This window comes from Thalassotalea sp. G20_0, assembly GCF_017744175.1.
In the GTDB taxonomy this organism is placed as follows: Bacteria; Pseudomonadota; Gammaproteobacteria; order Pseudomonadales; family Endozoicomonadaceae; genus Endozoicomonas.
Genome location: NZ_JAGHQV010000043.1, coordinates 1 through 21360 on the forward strand (window position 1 = coordinate 1; position 21360 = coordinate 21360).

Sequence of the window (21360 nt, forward strand, 5' to 3'; positions counted from 1 at the left end):
GTGTTAGGCCTGCCGCCAGCGTTCAATCTGAGCCATGATCAAACTCTTCAGTTTAAATCGTTGTGTTAACCCGAAGGCTAACGGCTCAATGTCACAATTAAACGTACATGAATTTACAGGTATGTTCACTTGATCAATTAAGCATCTTAAAGTGTTCAAAGCCGAAGCTTTGTTACCGATGCAATCGCACAAGCGCCCACACGAATTGTCTGATATCTTGTTAAAGAACGTTTGCTCTGGATAACTGGTCACTGGCAACCGCCAACCGACCACCGAAAGCAAGGCCGCCTATCTTACCGTGGCGGCTTTCGTTGTCAAGCATTCGTTTTTCAGAAGAAGAAAGAAGCTTTCCAACTCGCTAACGTTGCTCTCAAGCCCTGTCAGCGGAGGCGCAACTTACCGCGCCAGTTTGATTTGTCAACCGGTTGTTTTTCATTCAACCCATCTTCAAACCGTACTTCCCGGTCAGCGATGATGATTCATTCTGCTGATCCGTGGGTGACCGTTTGGGTCAGTCCGTGGAAGTGGGGCGCATTATACGCAATTGAATGACTGTGCCAACCCTCGGTTAGCACGTATACGACATCAGCTTTATGTTTCAGTCTCCCGATGCAGCAGACCAGTATCTGGAAATATAGCTACCGCTTTCTGCCAAGAGAAAACACCCGGGTCCTCAGCAGCAACAGGATCGCCAGTAAAGCGCCATAAATGACAGGTTCCGTATAGTCACTTTTAACCAGCCAGAGAAAATGAATAACCGCAAGAACAGCAGCAACGTAGACCAGTCGATGTAATTGGCTCCACTGCCTACCCAGCCGCTTCATCATTTTTTTTGTTGAAGTCACACCCAGCGCAACCAGAATCGATAGTGAAAAAGCACCGACAATAATATAAGAACGCTTATAAAGGTCTTCTAACAGTGTCTGCCATTCCCAGGACAGCATAAAAGCCAGGTAAGCCAATAGATGCAAAACTGCATAAAATAAGGCGAATAAACCCAGCATCCGCCGGAACCGGATCAGTTTTCCTATACCCGTCAGCCGTCGTACTGGTGAGATAGCCAGCGATAAGAGCAAAAATATTAATGCCCACTCTCCCAGCCCGTGGGTGAGAGCGCTGGCAGGGTCTGGCCCCAGATTGTTTTCCAGAGCCTTTATGATCAGATCGGCTAATGGAAAAAGGCTGAGAGGAAATACAGCAAGCTTGATGTTGGCAACCCGATCCATAGCCCTGTCCTTTATACAACTCAGTAAAAGCGTGTTAAATCCATGCCCTTGTATAAGTCAGCAACTTCTTCGCCATAGCCATTAAAAGGCTGAGTCTCAATCCGGTTCGGTGCCAGCAGTGTGCTTGGCAACCGTCGTTCATGTTTCTGACTCCAGCGAGGGTGATCAACCGCAGGGTTTACATTGGCATAGAACCCGTACTCCTGAGGTGCTGAGGTTTCCCAGGTGGTTTTCGGCTGCTGTTCGGTCAGACGAATTTTCACTATGGATTTGATGCTTTTGAAACCATACTTCCAGGGTACCACCAGCCGGAACGGCGCACCATTCTGATTGGGCAAGATATCGCCGTATAGCCCGGTCGCCATCAGGGTCAGCGGGTTCATGGCTTCATCGATTCTCAGCCCTTCAACATAAGGCCAGTCCAGGGAGCCAAAGGATGCCTTCTGCCCCGGCATCTGCTCAGGATCATGCAGCGTGGTGAACTCGACAAAACGGGCCTTGGACGTCGGCTCAAACTGCTTAAGGATATTGGCCAGGGGGATACCAATCCAGGGGATCACCATGGACCAGGCTTCAACACATCGCAGCCGATAGATGCGCTCTTCCATCGCATGAGGCTTGAGAATATCTTCCAGATGGTATCGACCAGGCTTTGCAACCTCACCTTCCACCACCACTGACCATGGATCTGTTTTCAGAGAATGAGCGTTTCTGACCGGATCACCTTTCCCTGTGCCAAACTCGTAAAAGTTATTGTAGGTAGTAACCACTTGATGTGGTGTAAGTGCTTCAGTCGTCGTGTAAACGTTAGGGTTAAATGCAATAACCTGCTTTTTTAGCCATTCGGGACCCGGCTGAAAAGGAAGAACATCGTCTTGTGTTTTTTTACTGATGGCTTTGGCTTCACCTTCCTGCGAGCATCCTGCCAACATCAACCCCAACCCGGCCAGAGCAAAACGCCCGGACTGCTGCATAAAACGTCGTCGGTCATGATAGATATGCTCGGGTGTAATTTCACTACTGCCGATATCTGAGCGTTTTTTTATTTTCAGTAGCATGATATCTCCTTACCAAACACTGCTTTTGTTACGGTCATTCTGGCGAGGCGATCACATGAAAGGCCGCATTTCCACATAATGCCAAGGGATATTGCCAAGCTCAAGCCTCCCTCTCTCGCAGGTATAAAAAAGCCAGCAATGCCGGCTTTATCAAGAAGCAAAGAGAAACTAAACCGTTTCTTCGTGATCACTCTTGTTTTCACCAAGCCGCCAGATCGCGGTAATCGGGCCAGAGCAGGCATAAGCGAGAAAGATCATCAGCAGTGTTCGGGGCGGGTCCATAAACACCACGGCAAAGGCCAGAACCATCGCCAGCAGAAACACAAAGTGTACCCGACCTCTCAGATCAATCTTCTTAAAACTCTGATAGCGAATATTGCTGACCATAAGGACACCAGCCCCCCCGGTAATCAGCGCGCCAAGTAAGGCTACCAGGGTGGACTCACCATCGAAACCAAAGTCACTTAATGCCCATACCATACCAATCACTACCGCCGCCGCCGCCGGACTGGCCAGGCCGGTAAAGTAGCGACTGTCGGTGACTTCAATCTGGGCATTAAACCGGGCCAGCCGCAGGGCTGCGCAAGCTGCATAGACAAACGCAATCATCCAGCCAAACTTGCCAAGATCCTGCAGCGCCCAGCTGAAGACCACCATGGCCGGGGCAACACCAAAGGTGACCATATCCGCCAGGCTGTCATACTGCTCACCAAACTTGCTCATGGTGTTGGTCATCCTGGCGACACGACCATCCAGACCATCCAGAATCATGGCGACAAATACGGCAATACAGGCCAGGGAAAAATGACCCGCCTGCGCAGCGATAACGGCGTAAAAACCACAAAACAGGTTGCCGGTGGTGAAAAGATTGGGTAACAGGTAGATCCCTTTGCGACGGATCGCCTGCCCTTCTTCAATCACCTCTTCTTCGTGCTCGTCTACAGGAAAAAAACCGTCGACGGCATCTTTATTACTCTCCGGCTTTTCCATTTTCTCAGTCATTAGTGCATCTGCTCATCATTACAGAATCAGCGTGAGACTGTATCACGAATACGCTTTTTGAGGGACACCGTCAGATCAAACATTAGGTCAGTGACCACCCCTGCTGACATCGTTTACCAAGTGCAGACCAAAACCGCTCAGCGCCGGCGTGCAGACGAACATCATTTCGGTAAAGCTTGATTTCAATAGCGCCCCAATACTTCTCCCGCTGATCCAGACCGACAAAGTCCACCAGCTGAAAACGGGGCAGGTTGTCGATTTTTCTCAGCAGGCCGCTCACCTGACGCCCCATAAAAGCCCCGGAACTGTAGCCCAGCAGCGGAATCGGCCCGGACTTTCCAGTCAGGCGAAAAAGTGGTTGGCCGTGCGCATTTCAGTGGTGCCAAAGGGGAGACTGAGGAATGGCGTTGCAGCAACGCTTCGATATCGAAAGCCAGCAGGCCATCAAATACCATCTGCATACTCCGAGAGCCTTGTTCCGGGCGACCGACTTTAATGTTGTAAATCGCAGTCATCGCCTGTAGCTGGGCGAGATCCTCCGAAACCAGGCACTGACCACCCATGCAAAATGCAGGCACTGCGATCAGGTATTTGCGGTACGTTGTGTACCAGCATCGGCAAATGCTCCTGATCGCTGTTCGCCAGACTCAGGGCGATCACTTTCTGCATAAAATCCACGGTAGCCAGCGGCCCCATTCCCCCAAGGATACCCAGCATTGCTATGCTCCCAACCATAACGGGTTATTGAGCACAGTGTTTGCCAAAACACCACAGGTTGTGAAATGCTGAAAATGGCCGGTTTATGCCGAAAAAGCATTGTGATACAAAATCGGGCAATAGTTAATTAGTGAACAGGTTGACAGGTTATGCGCTATTTTCTGGCCATTATTTTACCGCCGCTGGCTGTGCTACTTTGTGGTAAGCCATTTCAAGTGATCTTGAACATCATCCTTACCTTATGTGCCTGGCTGCCGGGTGTTATCCATGCGTTGTTCGTGGTGAATAGCCATTTGGCCGACAAACGCAACAAAGAACTGATCGACGCCATTGAGAAGAATCACCGATGAAAACTGCAACACTGAAGACAGCCACCCTGTTCGTAGCGACGCTCCTGCTGGCCGGTTGCCAGAGCACTTATTACAGCGCCATGGAAAAAGTAGGCATCCATAAGCGCGATATTATGGTGGATCGCATTGAAGATACCCAAACTGCACAGGAGCAGGCACAGGTGCAATTCCAAAGTGCACTGGAGCAGTTCCAGAGTGTTATCAACTTTGAGGGTGGCGACCTGGAAGCCGCCTACAATGACCTGAACTCAGAATACCAGGACAGCCTGACCGCTGCTGAGCGAGTAAGAGACCGCATTGCCAGTGTCCAGAATGTGTCTGATGCGCTGTTTGACGAATGGGAAGACGAACTCAATCTCTACAAGAGCGATAGTCTGCGCAGAGCCAGTGCCCAGAAGCTGAAAGACACCCGACGTCAGTATCAGCGTATGATGGTCAGCCTGGAAAAATCTGAACAACGGATGCAGCCGGTACTGGATGCCTTTCAGGATCAGGTGCTTTATCTGAAGCATAACCTGAACGCCCGGGCTATTAGCGCATTGAAAGGAGAGTTCAACACCATCAAGGCAGATATTGATCGCCTGATCAGTGATATGCAGGTTTCCATTGACCAGTCACGGCAGTTTATTCAAGCGCTCAAGCAGCCCTGATTTTCGGCTCTTTATATTCAAGAATGTGGTACTCACAGAAAAACAGGATATTTCTGGCAAAATACCCTGTTTTTTCGAGTGGCAACTCTAAATACCCATTCTTAGTTTTTCTCTTTATCAACCAGCTTGTTAGCAGTGATCCAAGGCATCATTTCACGCAGCTGAGCACCCACTTTCTCAATCGGGTGGGCCGCATTATTGCGACGATAGGCGGTCATGGATGGATAATTCAGAGCACCTTCAGAGATAAACTTCTTGGCATACTCACCGTTCTGAATATCTTTCAGCGCTTCACGCATTGCCTTGCGGGACTCGTCGTTGATAACCCGTGGGCCAGTCACATACTCACCGTACTCCGCATTGTTGGAGATGGAGTAGTTCATATTGGCGATACCACCTTCGTACATCAGATCAACAATCAGCTTGAGTTCGTGGAGACACTCAAAGTAAGCCATTTCCGGTGCATAGCCCGCTTCCGTCAGGGTTTCAAAACCGGCCTTGACCAGCTCAACAGCACCACCACAAAGCACGGCCTGTTCACCAAAAAGGTCGGTTTCCGTTTCGTCTTTAAACGTCGTTTCGATAATGCCGGTACGACCACCGCCGACACCAGACGCGTAGGAGAGCGCAACGTTTTTGGCCTGGCCGGAAGCGTCCTGGAAAATAGCAATCAGGTCTGGGATGCCGCCGCCTTTAACAAACTCTGAGCGCACAGTATGGCCCGGTGCCTTGGGGGCAATCATGATGACATCAAGATCAGCACGAGGTACTACCTGGTTGTAGTGGATGGCAAAACCATGGGCAAAAGCCAGGGTCGCTCCCTGCTTCAGGTTCGGTTCAATCACCTCCCTGTAAAGCTGGGACTGGAACTCGTCCGGTGTCAGAATCATAACCACATCAGCCTGGGCAACAGCCTGGGGTACTTCTGCCACCAAAAGACCGGCTGCTTCCGCCTTGGCCCAGGAAGAGGAGCCCTTACGCAGGCCAACCGTTACTTCAACACCAGAGTCTTTCAGGTTATTAGCGTGGGCATGCCCCTGAGAGCCATAGCCAATGATAGAGACTTTTTTGCCACGGATAATGGAGAGGTCACAGTCTTTATCGTAATAAACTTTCATCGAATAGCTCCTGAAAGAAAACACCGGTCCGGTGGATTTAGGCTTGTTATTTACACAGCGGCTTCGCACAGTCGCCGCTCTTCCAACGTGGAGTACACCATAACCGATAGGTGATTCTGCGTATAGTTGCATTTAGTGATATATTTGCAACTTAAGCTTGCAAAACATGAAATAATCTTGATTTATTTATGGCTATAGACCTTCGCCCTCTGAAACAGTTCCTCGCACTGGCAGAATCCCTGCATTTCAACAGGGCCAGCCTTATTTGCCATGTCAGCCCGTCAACCCTTAGTCGCAACATCAAGCAGCTGGAAGATCAGCTGGGGGTAACACTGTTTGAAAGAAATAATCGAAGTGTCTCGCTCACACCAAAAGGCAAACGATTCCAGGCTTATGCCCGTGAAGCGCTCTCGCAATGGGACATAATTCATCATGAACTGGTGGCTGGTGCCGGGGAACTTCATGGCTCATTGAGCATGTATTGCTCAGTCACCGCCAGTTATAGCTTTCTCTATGAGATACTCAGCCAGTTTCGACCAAGATACCCGGGCATTGAAATCAAACTGCATACCGGTGATCCTGAGCCAGCGATTCAACGGGTATTAACCGAACAGGAAGACCTGGCCATTGCCGCCAGGCCTGACAACCTTCCTGCCGGACTGGCATTTCAGCAAATAGCCGTTTCACCGCTACGGTTTATTGCCCCTGCTGAATCCCTGCTGGCAGAAACCCTTAACGCCAAATCCCTGCTGGTTAATGACTTTGAAGGCATTCCCATGATTCTGCAGGAGAAAGGAATAGCAAGGCAAAGACTGGATGCCTGGTTTCAGGCTAATGGCAGGCACCCACAAATCTATGCCCAGGTGGCTGGCAATGAGGCCATTGTCAGTATGGTCAGCCTTGGTTTTGGTGTTGGAGTGGTCCCTGAGATTGTCTTGAATAACAGCCCGCTGGCTGAAAAGGTTCAGGTGTTAACCGTCAGTCCGGAACTTAAGCCTTATCAAGTGGGGCTGTGTGTACTGGAAAAGAAGTTAAAGAATCCACTGATTGCCGCATTCTGGCAGCAGCTGTCCGAGTAACCGGGGTTGCACGTCACTGAATGAGTTGTCTTTTTACAGAGGTAGAACGGCTGTATTTGGAAAATCCAAAAATAGGGGATGTTGCTTTCTGCAAGGGTGACTGGATTCTGGTTGTAGACGGAAGAGTTCTGCCATGCAGACCGTCGACGTTTGATGAACATTATGAACAGGCTGAGTAACTGTAGCCTTTGCGTAAGGCGCACTGGTTCCCTTGACGCTGTTGTTGAACGAAAAGAAAAGCTCCGTGGAGGTGCCGGAGGAATTCACCATCGGCGTTGCTCCCTTCCATAACGGTGATAAGTACGAGCTGAAAGCCCGCCTGCGTTATCGCATCCATGAAGGTCAGCTCACCATCTGGTACCAGCTGATTGAACCGGAGCAGGTCATTGAAGATGACTTTAAAGGCGTCTGTCAGGAGATCGCCGAGGCATTGCCAGAGCTCCAGCTACTGGAAGCAGAGTTGCCACGATAAACAGCCACCGATAACCACAGGCCACCAGCCACTATCACAACAACGAGGTCAGACCATGAGCAACGTATTGCCCTTTCGACCCAAAGCCATTGACCACGAAAAGCGCCTGCAACAGCGCTTTGCCGAAACCGATCGCCTGACCCTGTTGTTTGATCAATGATGAACCGGTCACGGTGCGCGGTGTGGATTACTCCATTAATGACGTCTTTGCTGATTTGGAAAACAGCGAAGACCTGCGCCGCCACCTGATCAACCTTTTACAGGCGACAGAGTCACAGGAAACGGAATGCGTCAGCCGTTTGAATCGTTTCCTGATTGCCGGTGCCAGGGAACTGGCGTTTCGATTACCCGCCGATTTGCCACAACGGAAGAGAAACTAACCATGCGCCTCTCTGCCCAATACCTCCGTCGCCCACTGGTTAATGCTCTGGCCATTGGCTTCAGCCGCCATGATCACAGCGGCGTGCAGCTCCGGTGGAACCCGCAGCATCAGTTTTCCGGAGCAGGGCTTCTGGGCAGGCCTGCCGGTGGTTTCGCTGATGGCGAGGTAGTTATCCACAGACTCATGGAAAGCCTGTTCCAGTTCATCCACCGTGGTACCATGAAAGCCGACAATGTCTTGAATTCCGGCAAGGTGCCCGACAAAAATCCGGTCTTCATCGTCGTATTCCACACGGGCCAGATAGCCCCGGTATTTCATTTTATTCATGGTTTCACTCCTGCGTTTTCGAGAAAGCGCCGGGCGTCTTTTATCCGGTATCTCAGTGAAGCCTTGTCCGGGTGTGGGCGGTGGAAGTCTGCCCGCACACCGTTCAGCACAAAGCTGACCGCCGAGCCGCCCGGCTCCGTGCGTTCTGCCCCAAGGGCCACCAGCAGCGCTTCTACCTTGCGCCACTCCAGGTTGCCATTCACCGGTTCGGCAAAGATCGCCTCAAGGGTTTTTGCGTGTTTTCGGTTCATGGATTTAATGATAGCACTTTTTGCTATCACTGCCAGAAGCCTTTTAACCAGGAGTTACACAATGCCATTGACACCCGCGTCCGTTTGCCACTATCCAGAAAAAGCACTGGCCGTAAATTACCCTTCTACGAAATGACCAAAGACGGCTTCATGTTCCTGGTCATGGGCTGCAAACAGGCCGCCAAATTCAAAGAGGCGAACATCAACTGCTTCAACCAGATGGAAGCCGACCTGCACACCCCACCGGCCACACCGAAGCCCGACAACACCGCCGCGCTGTCCACCGATATGTTTGACCGCGCCCTGGCCGACAGGCAAACCAGCCACCAGCCAATACCACCCGAACCCAAACCGGAACCCAGGGAAACCCTTGCCCAGCGTTACCTGCTGATTGTCGAGAACGGCAAACTCATGCCACCACTGGCACTGCCCTACAACGTGGCCCTGGCCACCAGCGAAAACATCAAAGACCTGGTGGCCGACATGCTGCCCGGTTACAAGCTGGTGCCCTGCAACGAAGCGGACAGGGAGGTGGGGCGCGGCTCTCACGCCTGGTTTCAACAACAAATCGACGAGCTCGGCCCAAAGCCATAGCCACGAGGCAGAAGAAGAAGCAGAGACAGAGCCAGCGACGTTACCCGTCGCGCCAATTATCTGGGGGAGGGATGTCATGGTGAATTACATACGGATTGAGAAGTTCTGTGAACTCACCGGCTGGAAGCCCAGCTGGGTTTACAAACGCATCAGTAAAAAAATCTGGACCGAAGGGAGGGAATATATCCACGTCTCCGGCAACAGGGTCGTCGTCAGCATCAGGGATTATGAACAATGGGTAGAGAGGGGACAACAGGCGTCAGGGCCGTCAGCAACAGCACCATCGAGATCAGTTTCCCCTATAAGGGAAAGCGATGCCGGGAAAGGCTTCGGCTCAAGCCCACCCCCGCTAATATGAAGCGGGCGGCAAGGCACCGGGCAGCGATCATGGACGCCATTGATAAAGGCACCTTCGATTATGCGGTGACCTTCCCCGAATCCCCCAGGGCGAAAGAGTTCGCCAGGATGCCGGGGGACGCCTTTGCCATTCGTGGTTACCTGAGCAACTGGCTGAACGACAAGAAGACCTGGACATTCCTGGCAGGGGAGCACGTTTTCCACAATCCACGCACCAATGAACCGTGGACCGGTGACCAGCCCATTCGCAAAACCCTGTGGACACCGGCACTGAAAAAGGCCGGTGTCCTGTACCGCAACCCGTACCAGACACGGCATACCTATGCTTCCATGATGCTGTCGTCCGGTGAACACCCGATGTGGGTAGCTAAACAGATGGGGCATGCCGACTGGACCATGATTGCCAGGCGTTACGGCAAGTGGATGCCGGATGCGGATCCGGAGTGTGGTAACCGTGCGGTTGGGTTGTATGCACAACCGGAAGATCAACAGCGAAAGAAAGGTAATTCACAATGACCTCTGCTTCAACGGCGCAATCTATCCTTATTCGTTAGGTGGCGTGTTACTTGCTGGCAAGGTGGTTGACGATTTGAATAAGCAACTCTTCGGTTTTGTCGAAACGCTGGTCAACCGCTTTGTTGAATGCTTTTTGTTCTGCAATAAACGCATTAACCTCTTTATTGAATGCTTTTTGTTCTGCAATAAACGCATCAACCTTTTTGAACTTCTCACGTTGTTCATTAAGGATCAGGGATACAACTCCATGAGTCGCTTCAAGGATTTTGTTGTTTTCCTGGAACGCATAGTCGAGAGCGTTTACCTTGGCTTCCAGTGACATAGGTACTACCTGTTTTTATTGAACGAGCCATGAACATAGCAGACTTTGAGAGATAGCACAGGGACACCCGACAATGTGCTTATGCGAACTCATTTCGCATAAGCAACATATCCATTTGTGAAGCCATATTTGATTGCTACTTCTATCCTTAATGATGCCGTTCCGATACACCAGAGCCGGGTGGGGGATCCTCCAGTTTAATCGTTATAAGCAGGGAGTCATTTTGCACAATTTCAGGATTGCTCAGATCATTCAGCGCCAGGAATTTAGAAAAGCCCCATCCGCTATTTACCCGCTTTTGCGGTTTTTGGAAGCTCGGCTTCTCCTCGGAGGCAAACATTCCCCCTGCACGTTTGGCTGGGTCATTTTGATTAACCAGAGACACCGTGATCACCTTATTCATTGGCCAGTGAATCTGCTCATCGTATTGACCTTTCCACACAGCGATATAGACCCCAAGAAAACCTTTTGCACTGGCTTGTTCATAAGAAGAAAGTTGTCCGGACACACAGTAGCGGTCTGTTGTATAGACTGCCGGACAATAATGACTCTGATCTTTCTTTGTTGCGGCATCTGCCAGCCATGACTGGACCCCATCTATTCGCCATAAAAAAACGTCAACACATCTACCTGTATTGTCAGACGACTCCATGGGAGACAAACTTCCAACCGTTACGTAATATCGCTGCAGGTTAATCAGGTATCTTTGCTCGGCGGCTAAACTCTCGGCAGCTGATTGCCGGACACTTCGGAAAACAAAACTATTGAATTGCCGCTCCATGTTACCAGTGCGTTCTTCCAGTCGATCAAGCCGCGTTCGTAATCTGTCGATGCTCCGATTCGCATTGCCTAAGCAGAGAACGGCTCTGGTCAATAATGGCAGCAGGTTCTCTGCATCTCGTTTCAATAGCCGAAGCGTTCCTTGATCCAGCGCTTCATATTTCTGATTCAGAGATTGTATCCTCGCACTTTGTTTCTTCTCTGAATTCATGAGTTGTGCTTGCAGCTCTTTTAGCTGCTGACCCTGCATCATTAATTTGGTGCTGTCGGGAATTCCATTACATTCATCCAGGTGAGATTTGACCTCACGGTAAGCGCCTTTCCAGGTACAGGCCGGTTCATGGCGAGGTTCAAATGTGGTAGCAGAAGGGCAAGGTATCTCTGTGTGCCCGAAACTGCGGGTTTCGGCAATATCATCCACGACATCGGAGCCGTCAAGTGGACATTTGGGCATTTCAGCCAGGGTTCCGGGGCTGGAGGTCAACTGACAATCCCGGCACAAAAGATGCCCTTCTCCCAGACACTGCGCTATCGATGTTATTAAATGGTTTTCACCGCTGCACTGTATTTTTTTCGAGGGAAGATCCATTGTAAAACGAACATTTCGATGAGAAAAAGTGGCCGTTGGGGATTTTTCCGGAACATCGGCAGGATCACTGATATTAGCAGTGGCAATTGAAGCCCGGGCTGAAATCGGTGTCATTATGATTTCCTCTTTAACTACCCTGGAATATTTGACGACTGTTTTCAATATCACCCGTTGACTTACAACATGAGCAGTCTAGATCTTATCTGAGGTAGATCAAGTGTCTATTCAACATCCTGGCATAGCCCGATGATTGAGCACACATATCTCTTTTCAATCCTTGCAGTGGAATAATTCTTAACCTCCTATAGTATAAATTCTCGTAGTACCTATTGGGACATTCAGTTATGCAGTTATAACCATTTCAAGATCTTCTTAATGCTATACCGTTAAATAATCATCAACACAAAAGCAGCAAAATACACGTATTAACGCTTTTTCAGCCAGTAACGAAAAATTGCTTTGGAGATACATTCATGATTAGTAATAATTCTACATTTCAACCTCAATTCACCAATGAACGGATAAAACAAGAAGAAATAATTGAACGAGAAAAAGATACCCGGAATATTGCTGATGACCATGTCAGCCCGGAAAACCACAATACAAAAAAAATCTTTGAAAATGATATTTTTGTAACGTCTGCCATAAATCAGCTAAATAAACCAGAAAATACGCTGGAAAAATTATCACCTGGCAACCTGTCTGAACCAGAGCATTGTTCTGCTCCAACCAATAAAGGAATGAAGTGGCATGATCGAAAAAAAACCGCTTATGAAAGTTCAGCATGTTGGGGAGTCTCGGCAAAAGCAAAAAATCGTAAAAAGTCTTCAATTATTGAAAGTAGTACACTTCAGCAAGTTGATTGCTTGATACCAAAGGACAAACAATGGATATCTTTTCTAGAGAATTTTTTCAAAAAGGCACCGATTCAGGCCTCATCCATGAATAGAATCACCTCTTTACAAACTAAAGCTGGAAAAGTTGAAGAAATCGTTTTCCTGGTAGAAAATCGTTCATATAATCATGGCTATGGTAATTTAAACCTGTATATAGAATTTTTAAGGAATTTTGTCAGACTTTCTCCTGGCACTTTACGTCAAATTCGCTTTTCTGGCTGTGAACACACTCTCAGCACTAAATTACCAAATCTTATTTCTGGCTTACCTGACCGTGATATTGATGATTCGATCATTCACGGGAGTCACAGATCCTCCTCGCCGAAGATAAGACCCAATGAGATCTTTGGTATTCCATTCATAGTACAACGTAGAATACCAACCGACTTTTTATCAAAAAACACACTGCAAATTTACACAGTTTGGGACGCTTTTAGAACAACACCAAAAGCCCCGTTATTTCAAATAACTAATTATCGATGGTTCCCTAGGTGTGTAGAGGTTGACCTCCTGCAAAATGAGGAAAATCATCTGCCTGTTTATCCATACGAAGTCAGTAAAAATACGTCAACACCAGAGTTAATGAAAAAGGAGATCGCTAACATTTTACAAACAATGAATCCAGCAACACTTGGTACTGATAATGATACCGAAACATTAGCTCAATTTTTTACCAACCTATTTCAATCAGCCAAGGAAAAAAAGATATATTTAGCCCTTTCTTATCATTATGCCGGGATGTCAAAATATACGTATTACAACTACACAAACACTGCCAAGGCGTGTTTCAGTGACAAACCTATCATTATTATTGCACCACACAACGAGAAAAAATACCTGTCTGAAAAAAAACAAAAAGAACTCAGTGATACCGGTAAGATACAGTTTTCAACTAATTACTCCTTAAACTTTACCACTGAGAAATCAATTAAAGATAATGTTACCGTATTTGAATTCGGCTTTTTACCGAAGCGATTATTTGAGTTGGTTTGTTATTTTTCCAACATCCCCATTTATGCACCGGGAGCCAGCACCGCTAATATTGCACAGTGCTTAAATAAACCCTACCTGGGACTTTCGGGTCATGAAATTCCAGAAACAGGTAACCCGGAACTCTTGAGCCGCTGGTATTTAGCAAATGTTGCATTGTATTTTGATTCATTCAGAATGCAGGAGGTTAAATCGGCTCTGTTAATAATGAGCAAAGAGCAAATTAAGTTAAGTAGCAGAAAAAACTTTGATTCTTGGCATAAGCCTGAGAATGCCCATTTAGAACTTGAAAAGATATACCAGACAATCACCAGCCATATCTTGACAGGTCATGGGCTGATCGCGACGTTAATGCCACATTTTTTTAATGGAACGGACACCTCAAAAATTTATAAATGTACCATAATCTCAGCTGATGATCGGCAAAGTTACTTTACGCGATTATTAGACGAAGGTAGATTACCCGAGTTTTGCCAATTCGTCTGTGACACATTCAATGAGATATTGCTCGATTATATGTCACGAACGACTACGCCAGGAGATGACTTTTATGAACTGGCCAGGGAATTACAACAAAAGGCATTGCATCCTGACAACAACATGATGCTGGAAGTATTGGAAAGACACCTTCCGAATAACTGACATTCGGCTAAGTCAAAAATAGCCCTTCAAGGTGTTATTGTAAATAACTGACTTGTTAGTAATTTATGAAAAAGCAAATTGTTTACTACTTAACATTATTAACCCAACAACCGTGAAACCCAAGTATTAACACGATCTCAGCTAATGAACGAAAAATTTGGTCAGGAGATATATCATGATGATTAACAATAATATTACAGCTCAGCCTCATCTTACCAATGAACCGCCCAATGAATTGCTAAAACAAAAAGAAATAATTGAACAAGAAAAAGATGACCATAATTTAAGCAAGCCCTTTCAGAATAATATTTTTACAACTTTTATCATAAACCAGGCAAACAAATCGGAAAATACTCCAGAAAAATTATCTGCTGAATTCCTGTCCAAACTAGAGCATCATTCTGTTTCAACTCATGAAGGATTTACATGGTATGATCGAAAAAGGGCAGCTTATGGAAATTTCACAACAGAGGCACTTCCAGAAAATGCAAAAAAAAGTAAAGAGCCGCCTTTCATCAAAAGAACTGCTCTTCAACACGTTGTCTGCCCGATAACAAAGGACAAGCAATGGCTATCTTTTCTTCAGGATTTTTTCAAGCAGATGCCGATTCAAGCATCATCTATAAATAGAATTACCGTTTTACAAACTAAAGCTGCAAAAGTTAAAGAAATCGTTTTTCTTGTAGAAAATAAGTCGTACAATAGGGGTTATGGAAATTTAAACCTCTATATAGAATTCTTGAGGAATTTTGTCAGACTCTCTCCTGGCACTTTAAGTCTAATTCGCTTTTCTGGCTGTAAAGACACTCTGAGCAACAAACTACCAAATCTTCTTTCTGGCTTACCTGACCGTGACATTGATGAATTTATCAATCATGGAGATCACAGGTTATCATTACCAAAAATGTGCTACGATAAGATATTTGGTATTCCATACGTAATACAAGATAGAATACCAAACCTTTTTTTATCGAAAGACACGCTGCAAATTTACACCGTCAGGGACTCATTTTTTGAAATATCACAAAACCATCCATCAATTCAAATAACTAACTATAGATGGTTCCCTGGGAGTGTAAGGAAAAACCTACCAAAAAATCAAGAAAATCATCTACCGATTTATCCGTACGAGGCAAGTAAAAATACCTCAACACCAGAGTTAATGAGAAGGGAAATAGCTGACAGTTTACAAAATTCAGCTACACATGGTTATGATGCTGAAAAATTAGTTCAATTTTTTACCAAATTATTCCAATCGGCCAAAGAAAAAAAAATATATTTAGCCCTTGCTTATCATGCTTCCGGGATGTCAAAACCCATGTATTACAATTACACAAATGCAGCTAAATCGTGTTTTAGAGATAAGCCTATCATCATTATTGCACCACGCAATGAGAAAAAGCGCCTATCTGAAAAAGGACGAAAAGAGCTAAGTGATACTGGTAATATACAGTTTTCAATTAATTACTCCTTAGACTTTACTACTGAGAAATCACTTAAAGATAATGTCACCGTATTTGAATTTGATTTTTTACCGAAACGATTGTTTGAGTTGGTTTGTTATTTTTCCAATATCCCCATTTATGCACCGGGAGCCAGCACCGCTAATATTGCTCAGTGCTTAAATAAACCCTATCTGGCGGAAATTGGTGGTCATGAAATGACAACAATAGGCAATCCGGAATTCTTAGGTGGCTGGCAGGTAGCAAATGATGCATTTGATTTGGACTCATTCCGTATTCAGGAGGTCAAATCAGCCCTGATAACAATGAGCAAAGAGCAAATTAAGTTATGTGACAGACATAACTACAAGCTATGGAGTAATCCTGAGAATGCCCATTTAGAAATCCATAAAATATGTGAGGCAATCACCGACGGTATCCTAAACTATCATGGGCTAATCGCAACACTGATTCCACATTTTTTTAATGGTACGGATACCTCAAAAATCAATGAGTATACCGAACTCTCAGCTGATGATCGGAAAAGTTACTTTATGCGGTTATTAGACGAAGGCAGATTACCTGAGTTTTGCCAGTACGTCTGTGATAAATCCAATGAGATACTGGTCGATTATATGTCACGAGCGACTACACCAGGAGAAAGTTTTTATGAACTGGCCAGGGAATTACAACAAAAGGCATTGCATCCTGACAACAACATGATGCTGGAAGTATTAGAAAGCAATCTTCCCAGTGACTGACATCCGGCTAAGCCAAAAATAACCAGATCAAAGGGTTTTGAATGAACTTCCCCGCATCAAGCTGCGGGGTATATGACTAAAAATTAACAGGCAATGCTTTTGGTAAGCAAAACAGCCCCCACTTTTTTTCTACAGAGGAAATGAACTAATAGCTTATTGGTCAGTCAAACCAATCAAACAGCTTGAAAGATGAGTTATTTCCAAAAATCTGTAACGTAGTGATAATAGTAATGAGTCCCCCCCTGAGCCCGCTCAATGTCGGTCATAGTAACCCGATAACAGCTTCAGCCCCGTTGGTCCGTCAAACAGATGATGTGGAAACTGAAAAATGTGCTATCTGCCTTGAAAACCAGGGTAACAGTCGCATTGCTGCAACGTTTCCCTGTACCCATATCTATCACAAGTGGTGCATTGATAATTGGCTTAAAGATTTAAAGCATGCCGATTTCGGTTGTCCAATCTGTAAACGTAAAATTGCCCTTTGTTTGTACACTGAGAAGACGCCACTCCACGTGGCAGCAGCCAGAGGTCAGTCTGATATTGTCGAAGGTTTGCTAAAACAGGGTGCACATGCCAGCGCCATCACCAAAGGCGGGATAACTGCCCTGCACTGCGCGGCTGGCAAAGGTGATGTAGCGACAATCAAGTGTCTTGTTAAACACGGTGCCGACGTCAATGCCCTCACTAAAGGCAAGCTTGGTGATACCCCCCTCCACCTTGCGATGTTAAATAGTCATCCAGAGGCCATAATAGCCCTTATTGACAGTGGCGCTGACATTAATAGCCTCACCCCTGATGAAAGACGCCCACTTCACTTTGCAGCTGCAAAAGGTTACCTCAAAGTCATCGAGATTTTGCTTAACAAAGGCGCTGATATCAATGCCGGTAGCAAGACCCCCCTCCATTTTGCGGTAGAACATGGGCAACATAATACCATTCGGCTATTGCTTGAAAGGGGCGCTAATATCAATGCCCAAGCCTCATGGTTGCCTAAATTGTGTGCGCTTGAAATTAGAATATGCCATTTCCTTAGTAGCATAGTAAGAATGTGGAATAGAACCGACCAATCCACAGTAAGATACGGTGAAATGGAAGACCACCTGAAACAGTTCGAAAAAACACCGCTTCACATTGCTATTGAGACCGGTCAGGCAAAGACCGTTGATCTTTTGCTGATCGCTGGCGCAGCCACCAATGTACTTATTAACCGTGGCGAGACGCTATGGAGCTGGATAAACAGAGAAAACAAACTGACTGTACCCATAATCAGGTCGTTAGCCAGTGCCCTGTGCCGCTCTGAGGCATCTTGTGACGATATGCGTGCCGGTTTACTCGCTGAACTGATTAAAATCAATGAATGGGATTTATTCGACCGATTGCTAACCAGAACTCCGGGTGCTGACATTAATACACTTCATTATCCAGGCTCTCGTAAATCAGCCTTTTACGAGGTGATTAAAGAGGGACAAAAAGAAAAAATCCAGGCCATGATAACCCGTGGTGCCGATGTTAATGCCCGTGACCATTCTGGAAAGACGCCCCTGCACTGTGCAGTCTTCAGCCGCTACGCAAAGGACGCCATTGAGGTACTGGTTGACGGTAAGGTTGACGTCGATGCCAAAAATAGCCGGGGACAGACACCTCTGCATCTTGCGGCTCAATCTGGTAAGTCAAAGGTTATTGATCAACTGATTGGCCATGGTGCTCTCGTCAATGCTACCAGCAGCACAGTGGATGCCGCACCGGATTGGATGGCAAAGGATGTTGGCATGATGACTCCCCTCCATTATGCGGCCATTGAAGGTCAGTTACATGCAGTTCAGCACCTGATTGACCAAGGTGCCTCCATCAACGACAGAACCCAGTACGGAAAGACCCCCCTTGAACTTGCAGAATCTGTTCTGATGATAGCTGAAGAGTCCGTAGGGGTAGATCACTTCTTTAGTAGTCTGACATTCTCCAACACACTCTATATGGCCAAACAAGCAAAAATCAAAACCTACACAGACATCGTCAAACTTCTGAAGGTTCAGTTGCCATCAGTAAATCTATCTGAGAACCTTTGATGTTGTTATTCAATCGGGGGCAAAATAAGCAGCAGCAAGAGGAATAAAAGGCATGGCATCCTGACAACAACATGATTCTGGAAGTATTAGAAAGAAATCTTCCAAATAACTGAAACCCGGTTAAGCCAAAAACTCCCCCATCAAGGGGCTTTGAATAATTTACCCCGAAGCCCGACTCCGGGGTAAAAGATTAACAGGCAGCGCTTAAAGAGATAACACTTTTTCCCCACGGGAAATCCCGGTCACCCCACTTCGCACAACTTCCAGCACCTGTGCCTGACCAATGGCTTCAATAAAGGCATCCAGCTTTTCACCGGTTCCGGTCAGCTGGATGGTGTAGACAGAGCTGGTCACATCAACGATCTGACCACGGAAGATATCCGCTGTACGCTTCACCTCAGCACGCAGTGGCCCACCGGCACGCACCTTGATCAGCATCATCTCCCGCTCAATATGGGCACCTTCGGTCAGATCCACCAGTTTTACCACATCCACCAGCTTATTCAGCTGTTTGGTAATCTGCTCAACGACCTGGGGATTACCCACCGTGGTCAGCGTCAGGCGGGACAGTGTCTTGTCCTCCGTTGGTGCAACATTCAATGTCTCAATGTTGTAATTACGCTGGGAGAAAAGCCCGACAATACGCGACAGTGCACCGGGTTCGTTCTCAACCAGGACAGAGATAATCCGTTTCATCAGGTCCTCTCCGTTTTGCTGAGCCACATATCGGCCATATTGCCGTCCTTGATCTGCATGGGGTAAACATGCTCACTGGTATCCACCTGGATATCCATAAAGACCAGTCGGTCTTTCAGCGAGAACGCTTCCTCCATAGCCGACGTCAGCCTGGCCGGGTCGGTAATTCTCATGCCCACATGCCCGTAAGACTCCGCCAGTTTGACAAAGTCTGGCAGTGATTCCATGTAAGAATGGGAATAACGACTGTCATACTGCATATCCTGCCACTGTCGTACCATGCCCAGTGCCTGATTATTCAGGTTGATGATTTTGACGTTCAAATCATATTGCAGACAGGTAGAGAGCTCCTGAATATTCATCTGAATACTGCCCTCACCGGTGACACAGGCCACATGGCTGTCCGGAAATGACAGTTTTATCCCCATCGCGGCAGGCAGACCAAAGCCCATGGTTCCCAGGCCGCCGGAGTTAATCCAGCGGTTTGGCTTATCAAATGGATAATACTGGGCAGCAAACATCTGGTGCTGGCCGACATCGGAAGTGATGAAGGTGTCTTCACCCCGGGTCACGTCATACAGTGTTTCAATAACCTGCTGTGGCTTGAGAATGGTGCCGTCGCCCTTGTCGTAAGGGAACAGGCCGCCACGACCTTCACGCCACTCATTGATCTGGTGCCACCAGCTATCGAGCGCTTCCTGACCAATACGGGTATCGGTCTCTTTTATCTGGCGGATCATGGTATCCAGAACGGCATCCACTGGCCCGACAATCGGCACATCCGCCGGTACATTCTTGGAGATACTGGCCGGATCAATATCAATATGAATGATCTTTGCATCCGGGCAGAACTTTGATGTGTTATTGGTGACCCGGTCATCAAAACGGACGCCCACGGCCAGAATCAGGTCCGCATTGTGCATCGCCTGGTTCGCGCAGTAACTGCCATGCATACCGAGCATACCCACAAACTGATGGTCAGAACCGGGGTACGCACCCAGGCCCATCAGAGTATTAGTCACCGGTACATTCAATATTTTCGCCAGTGCTGTCAGTTGTTCAGAGGCCTTGCCCAAAACAACACCACCACCGGCATAGATAATGGGTTTTTTAGCCTCTGCCAGCAGTTCAACCGCTTTGCGAATCTGGCCATTGTGACCTTTAACCGGTGGGTTATAGGAACGCAGCCGTACCTTCTGGGGGTAATGGTATTCGTACTTTTTGCTCAGGTCGGTAATATCCTTGGGGATATCAACCACAACAGGCCCCGGGCGACCGGTCTGCGCAAGATGGAAAGCTTTCTTGATGACCTCTGGAATATCTTCAGCCCGTTTGACCAGGAAGCTGTGTTTTACGATGGGTCTGGAAATACCCACCATATCCACTTCCTGAAACATATCACTGCCTATAAAGGCAGACGGCACCTGACCGGAAAGCACCACCATGGGGATGGAGTCCATGTAGGCAGTGGCAATACCGGTAATGGTATTCGTTGCCCCCGGACCAGAGGTTACCAGGGCCACACCCGGCTTGCCGGTTGCTCTTGCGTAACCGTCTGCCATATGGGTGGCAGCCTGTTCATGACGTACCAGGATATGGGTAATGGCCTTCTGCCGGAAAATGGCGTCATAGACGTGCAGCAGAGCCCCCCCCGGGTACCCGTATATATACTCGACTCCCTCATCTGCCAGTGATCGGACCACCATGTCCGCGCCGGATAATAGCTCCACTTGCTAACCCTCGGCTTTATTTGGAATTAATTTTTATATCGCCCCGAATTGCTATTAACATCTTCTGCAGCTGAATATCCCGACTCAATGTCAACAGTCCCTGAAACAGAGCGTGTTAGAAATTGGCGAACACGAAAAGGCGTCTCTTAACGATCATCCTTCACCAACAAGTGCAGCTCCGGGCTGCATGAGACTCACAATTCTGGCTTGCAGAAATGCTACATTCCTGTGCGGGTAGGAGCAGTGCACCAACAAATGATCTCAGCACGCAACGAAACGTCAACAGGCCCTACGGAACACTCTTATCTGAGCCGCAGATAAACGGCATCAAATTGTCGCATAATTCC

Annotated in this window: 24 protein-coding genes and 1 pseudogene; 14 read left to right on the top strand and 11 right to left on the bottom strand. The window is 47.3% G+C overall.

Translation table 11 applies throughout. The annotated features are described in order from the left end of the window. Window positions 1-638: 638 nt before the first annotated feature. The 4 genes from msrQ to J7438_RS19915 all read right to left on the bottom strand — a co-directional run bounded on the left by msrQ (window position 639) and on the right by J7438_RS19915 (window position 3578). Window positions 639-1226: a protein-methionine-sulfoxide reductase heme-binding subunit MsrQ gene (gene msrQ, locus J7438_RS19900; RefSeq protein ID WP_209277932.1), complete on the bottom strand. Its 588-nt coding sequence runs from the start codon at window positions 1224-1226 to the stop codon at window positions 639-641. 20 nt (window positions 1227-1246) lie between these two features. Next, a complete protein-coding gene (gene msrP, locus J7438_RS19905) occupies window positions 1247-2284 on the bottom strand; it encodes a protein-methionine-sulfoxide reductase catalytic subunit MsrP (RefSeq protein ID WP_209277933.1) in 1038 nt (345 codons plus the stop codon). 168 nt (window positions 2285-2452) lie between these two features. Then, a complete protein-coding gene (gene pssA, locus J7438_RS19910; RefSeq protein ID WP_209203597.1) occupies window positions 2453-3286 on the bottom strand; it encodes a CDP-diacylglycerol--serine O-phosphatidyltransferase in 834 nt (277 codons plus the stop codon). Window positions 3287-3368: 82 nt separating this feature from the next. Then, window positions 3369-3578, bottom strand: a complete 210-nt coding sequence (locus J7438_RS19915) for a hypothetical protein (protein ID WP_209277934.1) — start codon at window positions 3576-3578, stop codon at window positions 3369-3371. 109 nt (window positions 3579-3687) lie between these two features. Between J7438_RS19915 and J7438_RS27910 the strand changes: the two genes are divergently transcribed. The 4 genes from J7438_RS27910 (at window position 3688) to J7438_RS19930 (ending at window position 5003) form a co-directional block, all read left to right on the top strand. Then, window positions 3688-3810, top strand: coding sequence for a hypothetical protein (locus J7438_RS27910; protein WP_286196742.1), 123 nt, complete (start codon window positions 3688-3690; stop codon window positions 3808-3810). Between the two features lie 97 nt (window positions 3811-3907). Further along, complete coding sequence (locus J7438_RS27915) at window positions 3908-4075, top strand: hypothetical protein (RefSeq protein ID WP_286196743.1); 168 nt, start codon at window positions 3908-3910, stop codon at window positions 4073-4075. A gap of 77 nt (window positions 4076-4152) precedes the next feature. Next, on the top strand, window positions 4153-4353 hold the full coding sequence (locus J7438_RS19925) for a YqaE/Pmp3 family membrane protein (protein ID WP_101749129.1): 201 nt from the start codon (window positions 4153-4155) through the stop codon (window positions 4351-4353). Next, complete coding sequence (locus tag J7438_RS19930) at window positions 4350-5003, top strand: DUF2959 domain-containing protein (protein ID WP_209277936.1); 654 nt, start codon at window positions 4350-4352, stop codon at window positions 5001-5003. The genes J7438_RS19925 and J7438_RS19930 overlap by 4 nt, the downstream gene beginning before the upstream one ends. 101 nt (window positions 5004-5104) lie before the next feature. Here J7438_RS19930 and ilvC read toward each other — a convergent pair whose 3' ends face one another. Next, window positions 5105-6121, bottom strand: coding sequence for a ketol-acid reductoisomerase (ilvC, locus tag J7438_RS19935; RefSeq protein ID WP_209203601.1), 1017 nt, complete (start codon window positions 6119-6121; stop codon window positions 5105-5107). A gap of 188 nt (window positions 6122-6309) precedes the next feature. Here ilvC and ilvY point away from each other — a divergent pair, with 188 nt between their 5' ends. The 3 genes from ilvY (at window position 6310) to J7438_RS19950 (ending at window position 8052) form a co-directional block, all read left to right on the top strand. Then, on the top strand, window positions 6310-7200 hold the full coding sequence (gene ilvY, locus J7438_RS19940) for an HTH-type transcriptional activator IlvY (protein ID WP_286196744.1): 891 nt from the start codon (window positions 6310-6312) through the stop codon (window positions 7198-7200). Between the two features lie 211 nt (window positions 7201-7411). Beyond that, on the top strand, window positions 7412-7672 hold the full coding sequence (locus J7438_RS19945) for a DUF2303 family protein (protein ID WP_209277937.1): 261 nt from the start codon (window positions 7412-7414) through the stop codon (window positions 7670-7672). A gap of 149 nt (window positions 7673-7821) precedes the next feature. Further along, a complete protein-coding gene (locus J7438_RS19950; protein WP_209277938.1) occupies window positions 7822-8052 on the top strand; it encodes a hypothetical protein in 231 nt (76 codons plus the stop codon). Here the strand turns inward: J7438_RS19950 and J7438_RS19955 are convergent. Further along, complete coding sequence (locus tag J7438_RS19955; RefSeq protein ID WP_209203605.1) at window positions 8049-8381, bottom strand: type II toxin-antitoxin system HicB family antitoxin; 333 nt, start codon at window positions 8379-8381, stop codon at window positions 8049-8051. The two genes, J7438_RS19950 and J7438_RS19955, sit on opposite strands and share 4 nt — an antisense overlap. Beyond that, window positions 8378-8632: a type II toxin-antitoxin system HicA family toxin gene (locus J7438_RS19960; RefSeq protein WP_209203606.1), complete on the bottom strand. Its 255-nt coding sequence runs from the start codon at window positions 8630-8632 to the stop codon at window positions 8378-8380. The genes J7438_RS19955 and J7438_RS19960 overlap by 4 nt, the downstream gene beginning before the upstream one ends. Between J7438_RS19960 and J7438_RS19965 the strand changes: the two genes are divergently transcribed. From J7438_RS19965 to J7438_RS19970, 3 genes and pseudogenes are all read left to right on the top strand, one after another. Then, a complete protein-coding gene (locus tag J7438_RS19965; protein WP_353620168.1) occupies window positions 8618-9226 on the top strand; it encodes a Rha family transcriptional regulator in 609 nt (202 codons plus the stop codon). The genes J7438_RS19960 and J7438_RS19965 overlap by 15 nt on opposite strands. 76 nt (window positions 9227-9302) lie before the next feature. Beyond that, window positions 9303-9416: pseudogene (locus tag J7438_RS28695) on the top strand (hypothetical protein); the annotation flags it as partial. A gap of 44 nt (window positions 9417-9460) precedes the next feature. Beyond that, window positions 9461-10099, top strand: coding sequence for an Arm DNA-binding domain-containing protein (locus tag J7438_RS19970; protein ID WP_209277939.1), 639 nt, complete (start codon window positions 9461-9463; stop codon window positions 10097-10099). Between the two features lie 46 nt (window positions 10100-10145). Here J7438_RS19970 and J7438_RS19975 read toward each other — a convergent pair whose 3' ends face one another. Then, on the bottom strand, window positions 10146-10421 hold the full coding sequence (locus J7438_RS19975) for a hypothetical protein (RefSeq protein ID WP_209203609.1): 276 nt from the start codon (window positions 10419-10421) through the stop codon (window positions 10146-10148). 148 nt (window positions 10422-10569) lie between these two features. Beyond that, complete coding sequence (locus tag J7438_RS19980; RefSeq protein ID WP_209277940.1) at window positions 10570-11454, bottom strand: MATH domain-containing protein; 885 nt, start codon at window positions 11452-11454, stop codon at window positions 10570-10572. A gap of 132 nt (window positions 11455-11586) precedes the next feature. On the opposite strand from J7438_RS19980, the gene J7438_RS19985 reads away from it, so the two are divergent. The 4 genes from J7438_RS19985 (at window position 11587) to J7438_RS20000 (ending at window position 18587) form a co-directional block, all read left to right on the top strand. Further along, complete coding sequence (locus tag J7438_RS19985) at window positions 11587-11745, top strand: hypothetical protein (protein WP_209203611.1); 159 nt, start codon at window positions 11587-11589, stop codon at window positions 11743-11745. Window positions 11746-12263: 518 nt separating this feature from the next. Continuing rightward, a complete protein-coding gene (locus J7438_RS19990) occupies window positions 12264-14318 on the top strand; it encodes a hypothetical protein (protein WP_209277941.1) in 2055 nt (684 codons plus the stop codon). A 175-nt stretch (window positions 14319-14493) separates the two neighbouring features. Beyond that, window positions 14494-16521, top strand: a complete 2028-nt coding sequence (locus tag J7438_RS19995; RefSeq protein ID WP_209277942.1) for a hypothetical protein — start codon at window positions 14494-14496, stop codon at window positions 16519-16521. A 314-nt stretch (window positions 16522-16835) separates the two neighbouring features. Beyond that, the gene (locus J7438_RS20000) at window positions 16836-18587 is read left to right on the top strand and encodes an ankyrin repeat domain-containing protein (protein WP_209277943.1); all 1752 of its coding nucleotides are present in this window, start codon (window positions 16836-16838) and stop codon (window positions 18585-18587) included. 204 nt (window positions 18588-18791) lie between these two features. Here J7438_RS20000 and ilvN read toward each other — a convergent pair whose 3' ends face one another. Both ilvN and J7438_RS20010 read right to left on the bottom strand, forming a co-directional pair. After that, the gene (gene ilvN, locus J7438_RS20005; RefSeq protein WP_209203615.1) at window positions 18792-19283 is read right to left on the bottom strand and encodes an acetolactate synthase small subunit; all 492 of its coding nucleotides are present in this window, start codon (window positions 19281-19283) and stop codon (window positions 18792-18794) included. Further along, entirely contained in the window at window positions 19283-21013 is a 1731-nt protein-coding gene (locus J7438_RS20010; RefSeq protein WP_209277944.1) for an acetolactate synthase 3 large subunit, read from the bottom strand. Before J7438_RS20010 ends, ilvN begins: the two co-directional genes overlap by 1 nt. Window positions 21014-21360 lie beyond the last annotated feature (347 nt).

Coding starts and splice junctions, on each gene's coding strand:
- msrQ (WP_209277932.1), bottom strand. CDS start 1,226: ATGGATCGGGTTGCCAACATCAAGCTTGCTGTATTTCCTCTCAGCCTT.
- msrP (WP_209277933.1), bottom strand. CDS start 2,284: ATGCTACTGAAAATAAAAAAACGCTCAGATATCGGCAGTAGTGAAATT.
- pssA (WP_209203597.1), bottom strand. CDS start 3,286: ATGACTGAGAAAATGGAAAAGCCGGAGAGTAATAAAGATGCCGTCGAC.
- J7438_RS19915 (WP_209277934.1), bottom strand. CDS start 3,578: ATGGGGCGTCAGGTGAGCGGCCTGCTGAGAAAAATCGACAACCTGCCC.
- J7438_RS27910 (WP_286196742.1), top strand. CDS start 3,688: ATGGCGTTGCAGCAACGCTTCGATATCGAAAGCCAGCAGGCCATCAAA.
- J7438_RS27915 (WP_286196743.1), top strand. CDS start 3,908: ATGCTCCTGATCGCTGTTCGCCAGACTCAGGGCGATCACTTTCTGCAT.
- J7438_RS19925 (WP_101749129.1), top strand. CDS start 4,153: ATGCGCTATTTTCTGGCCATTATTTTACCGCCGCTGGCTGTGCTACTT.
- J7438_RS19930 (WP_209277936.1), top strand. CDS start 4,350: ATGAAAACTGCAACACTGAAGACAGCCACCCTGTTCGTAGCGACGCTC.
- ilvC (WP_209203601.1), bottom strand. CDS start 6,121: ATGAAAGTTTATTACGATAAAGACTGTGACCTCTCCATTATCCGTGGC.
- ilvY (WP_286196744.1), top strand. CDS start 6,310: ATGGCTATAGACCTTCGCCCTCTGAAACAGTTCCTCGCACTGGCAGAA.
- J7438_RS19955 (WP_209203605.1), bottom strand. CDS start 8,381: ATGAATAAAATGAAATACCGGGGCTATCTGGCCCGTGTGGAATACGAC.
- J7438_RS19960 (WP_209203606.1), bottom strand. CDS start 8,632: ATGAACCGAAAACACGCAAAAACCCTTGAGGCGATCTTTGCCGAACCG.
- J7438_RS19970 (WP_209277939.1), top strand. CDS start 9,461: ATGGGTAGAGAGGGGACAACAGGCGTCAGGGCCGTCAGCAACAGCACC.
- J7438_RS19975 (WP_209203609.1), bottom strand. CDS start 10,421: ATGTCACTGGAAGCCAAGGTAAACGCTCTCGACTATGCGTTCCAGGAA.
- J7438_RS19980 (WP_209277940.1), bottom strand. CDS start 11,454: ATGATGCAGGGTCAGCAGCTAAAAGAGCTGCAAGCACAACTCATGAAT.
- J7438_RS19990 (WP_209277941.1), top strand. CDS start 12,264: ATGATTAGTAATAATTCTACATTTCAACCTCAATTCACCAATGAACGG.
- J7438_RS19995 (WP_209277942.1), top strand. CDS start 14,494: ATGATGATTAACAATAATATTACAGCTCAGCCTCATCTTACCAATGAA.
- ilvN (WP_209203615.1), bottom strand. CDS start 19,283: ATGAAACGGATTATCTCTGTCCTGGTTGAGAACGAACCCGGTGCACTG.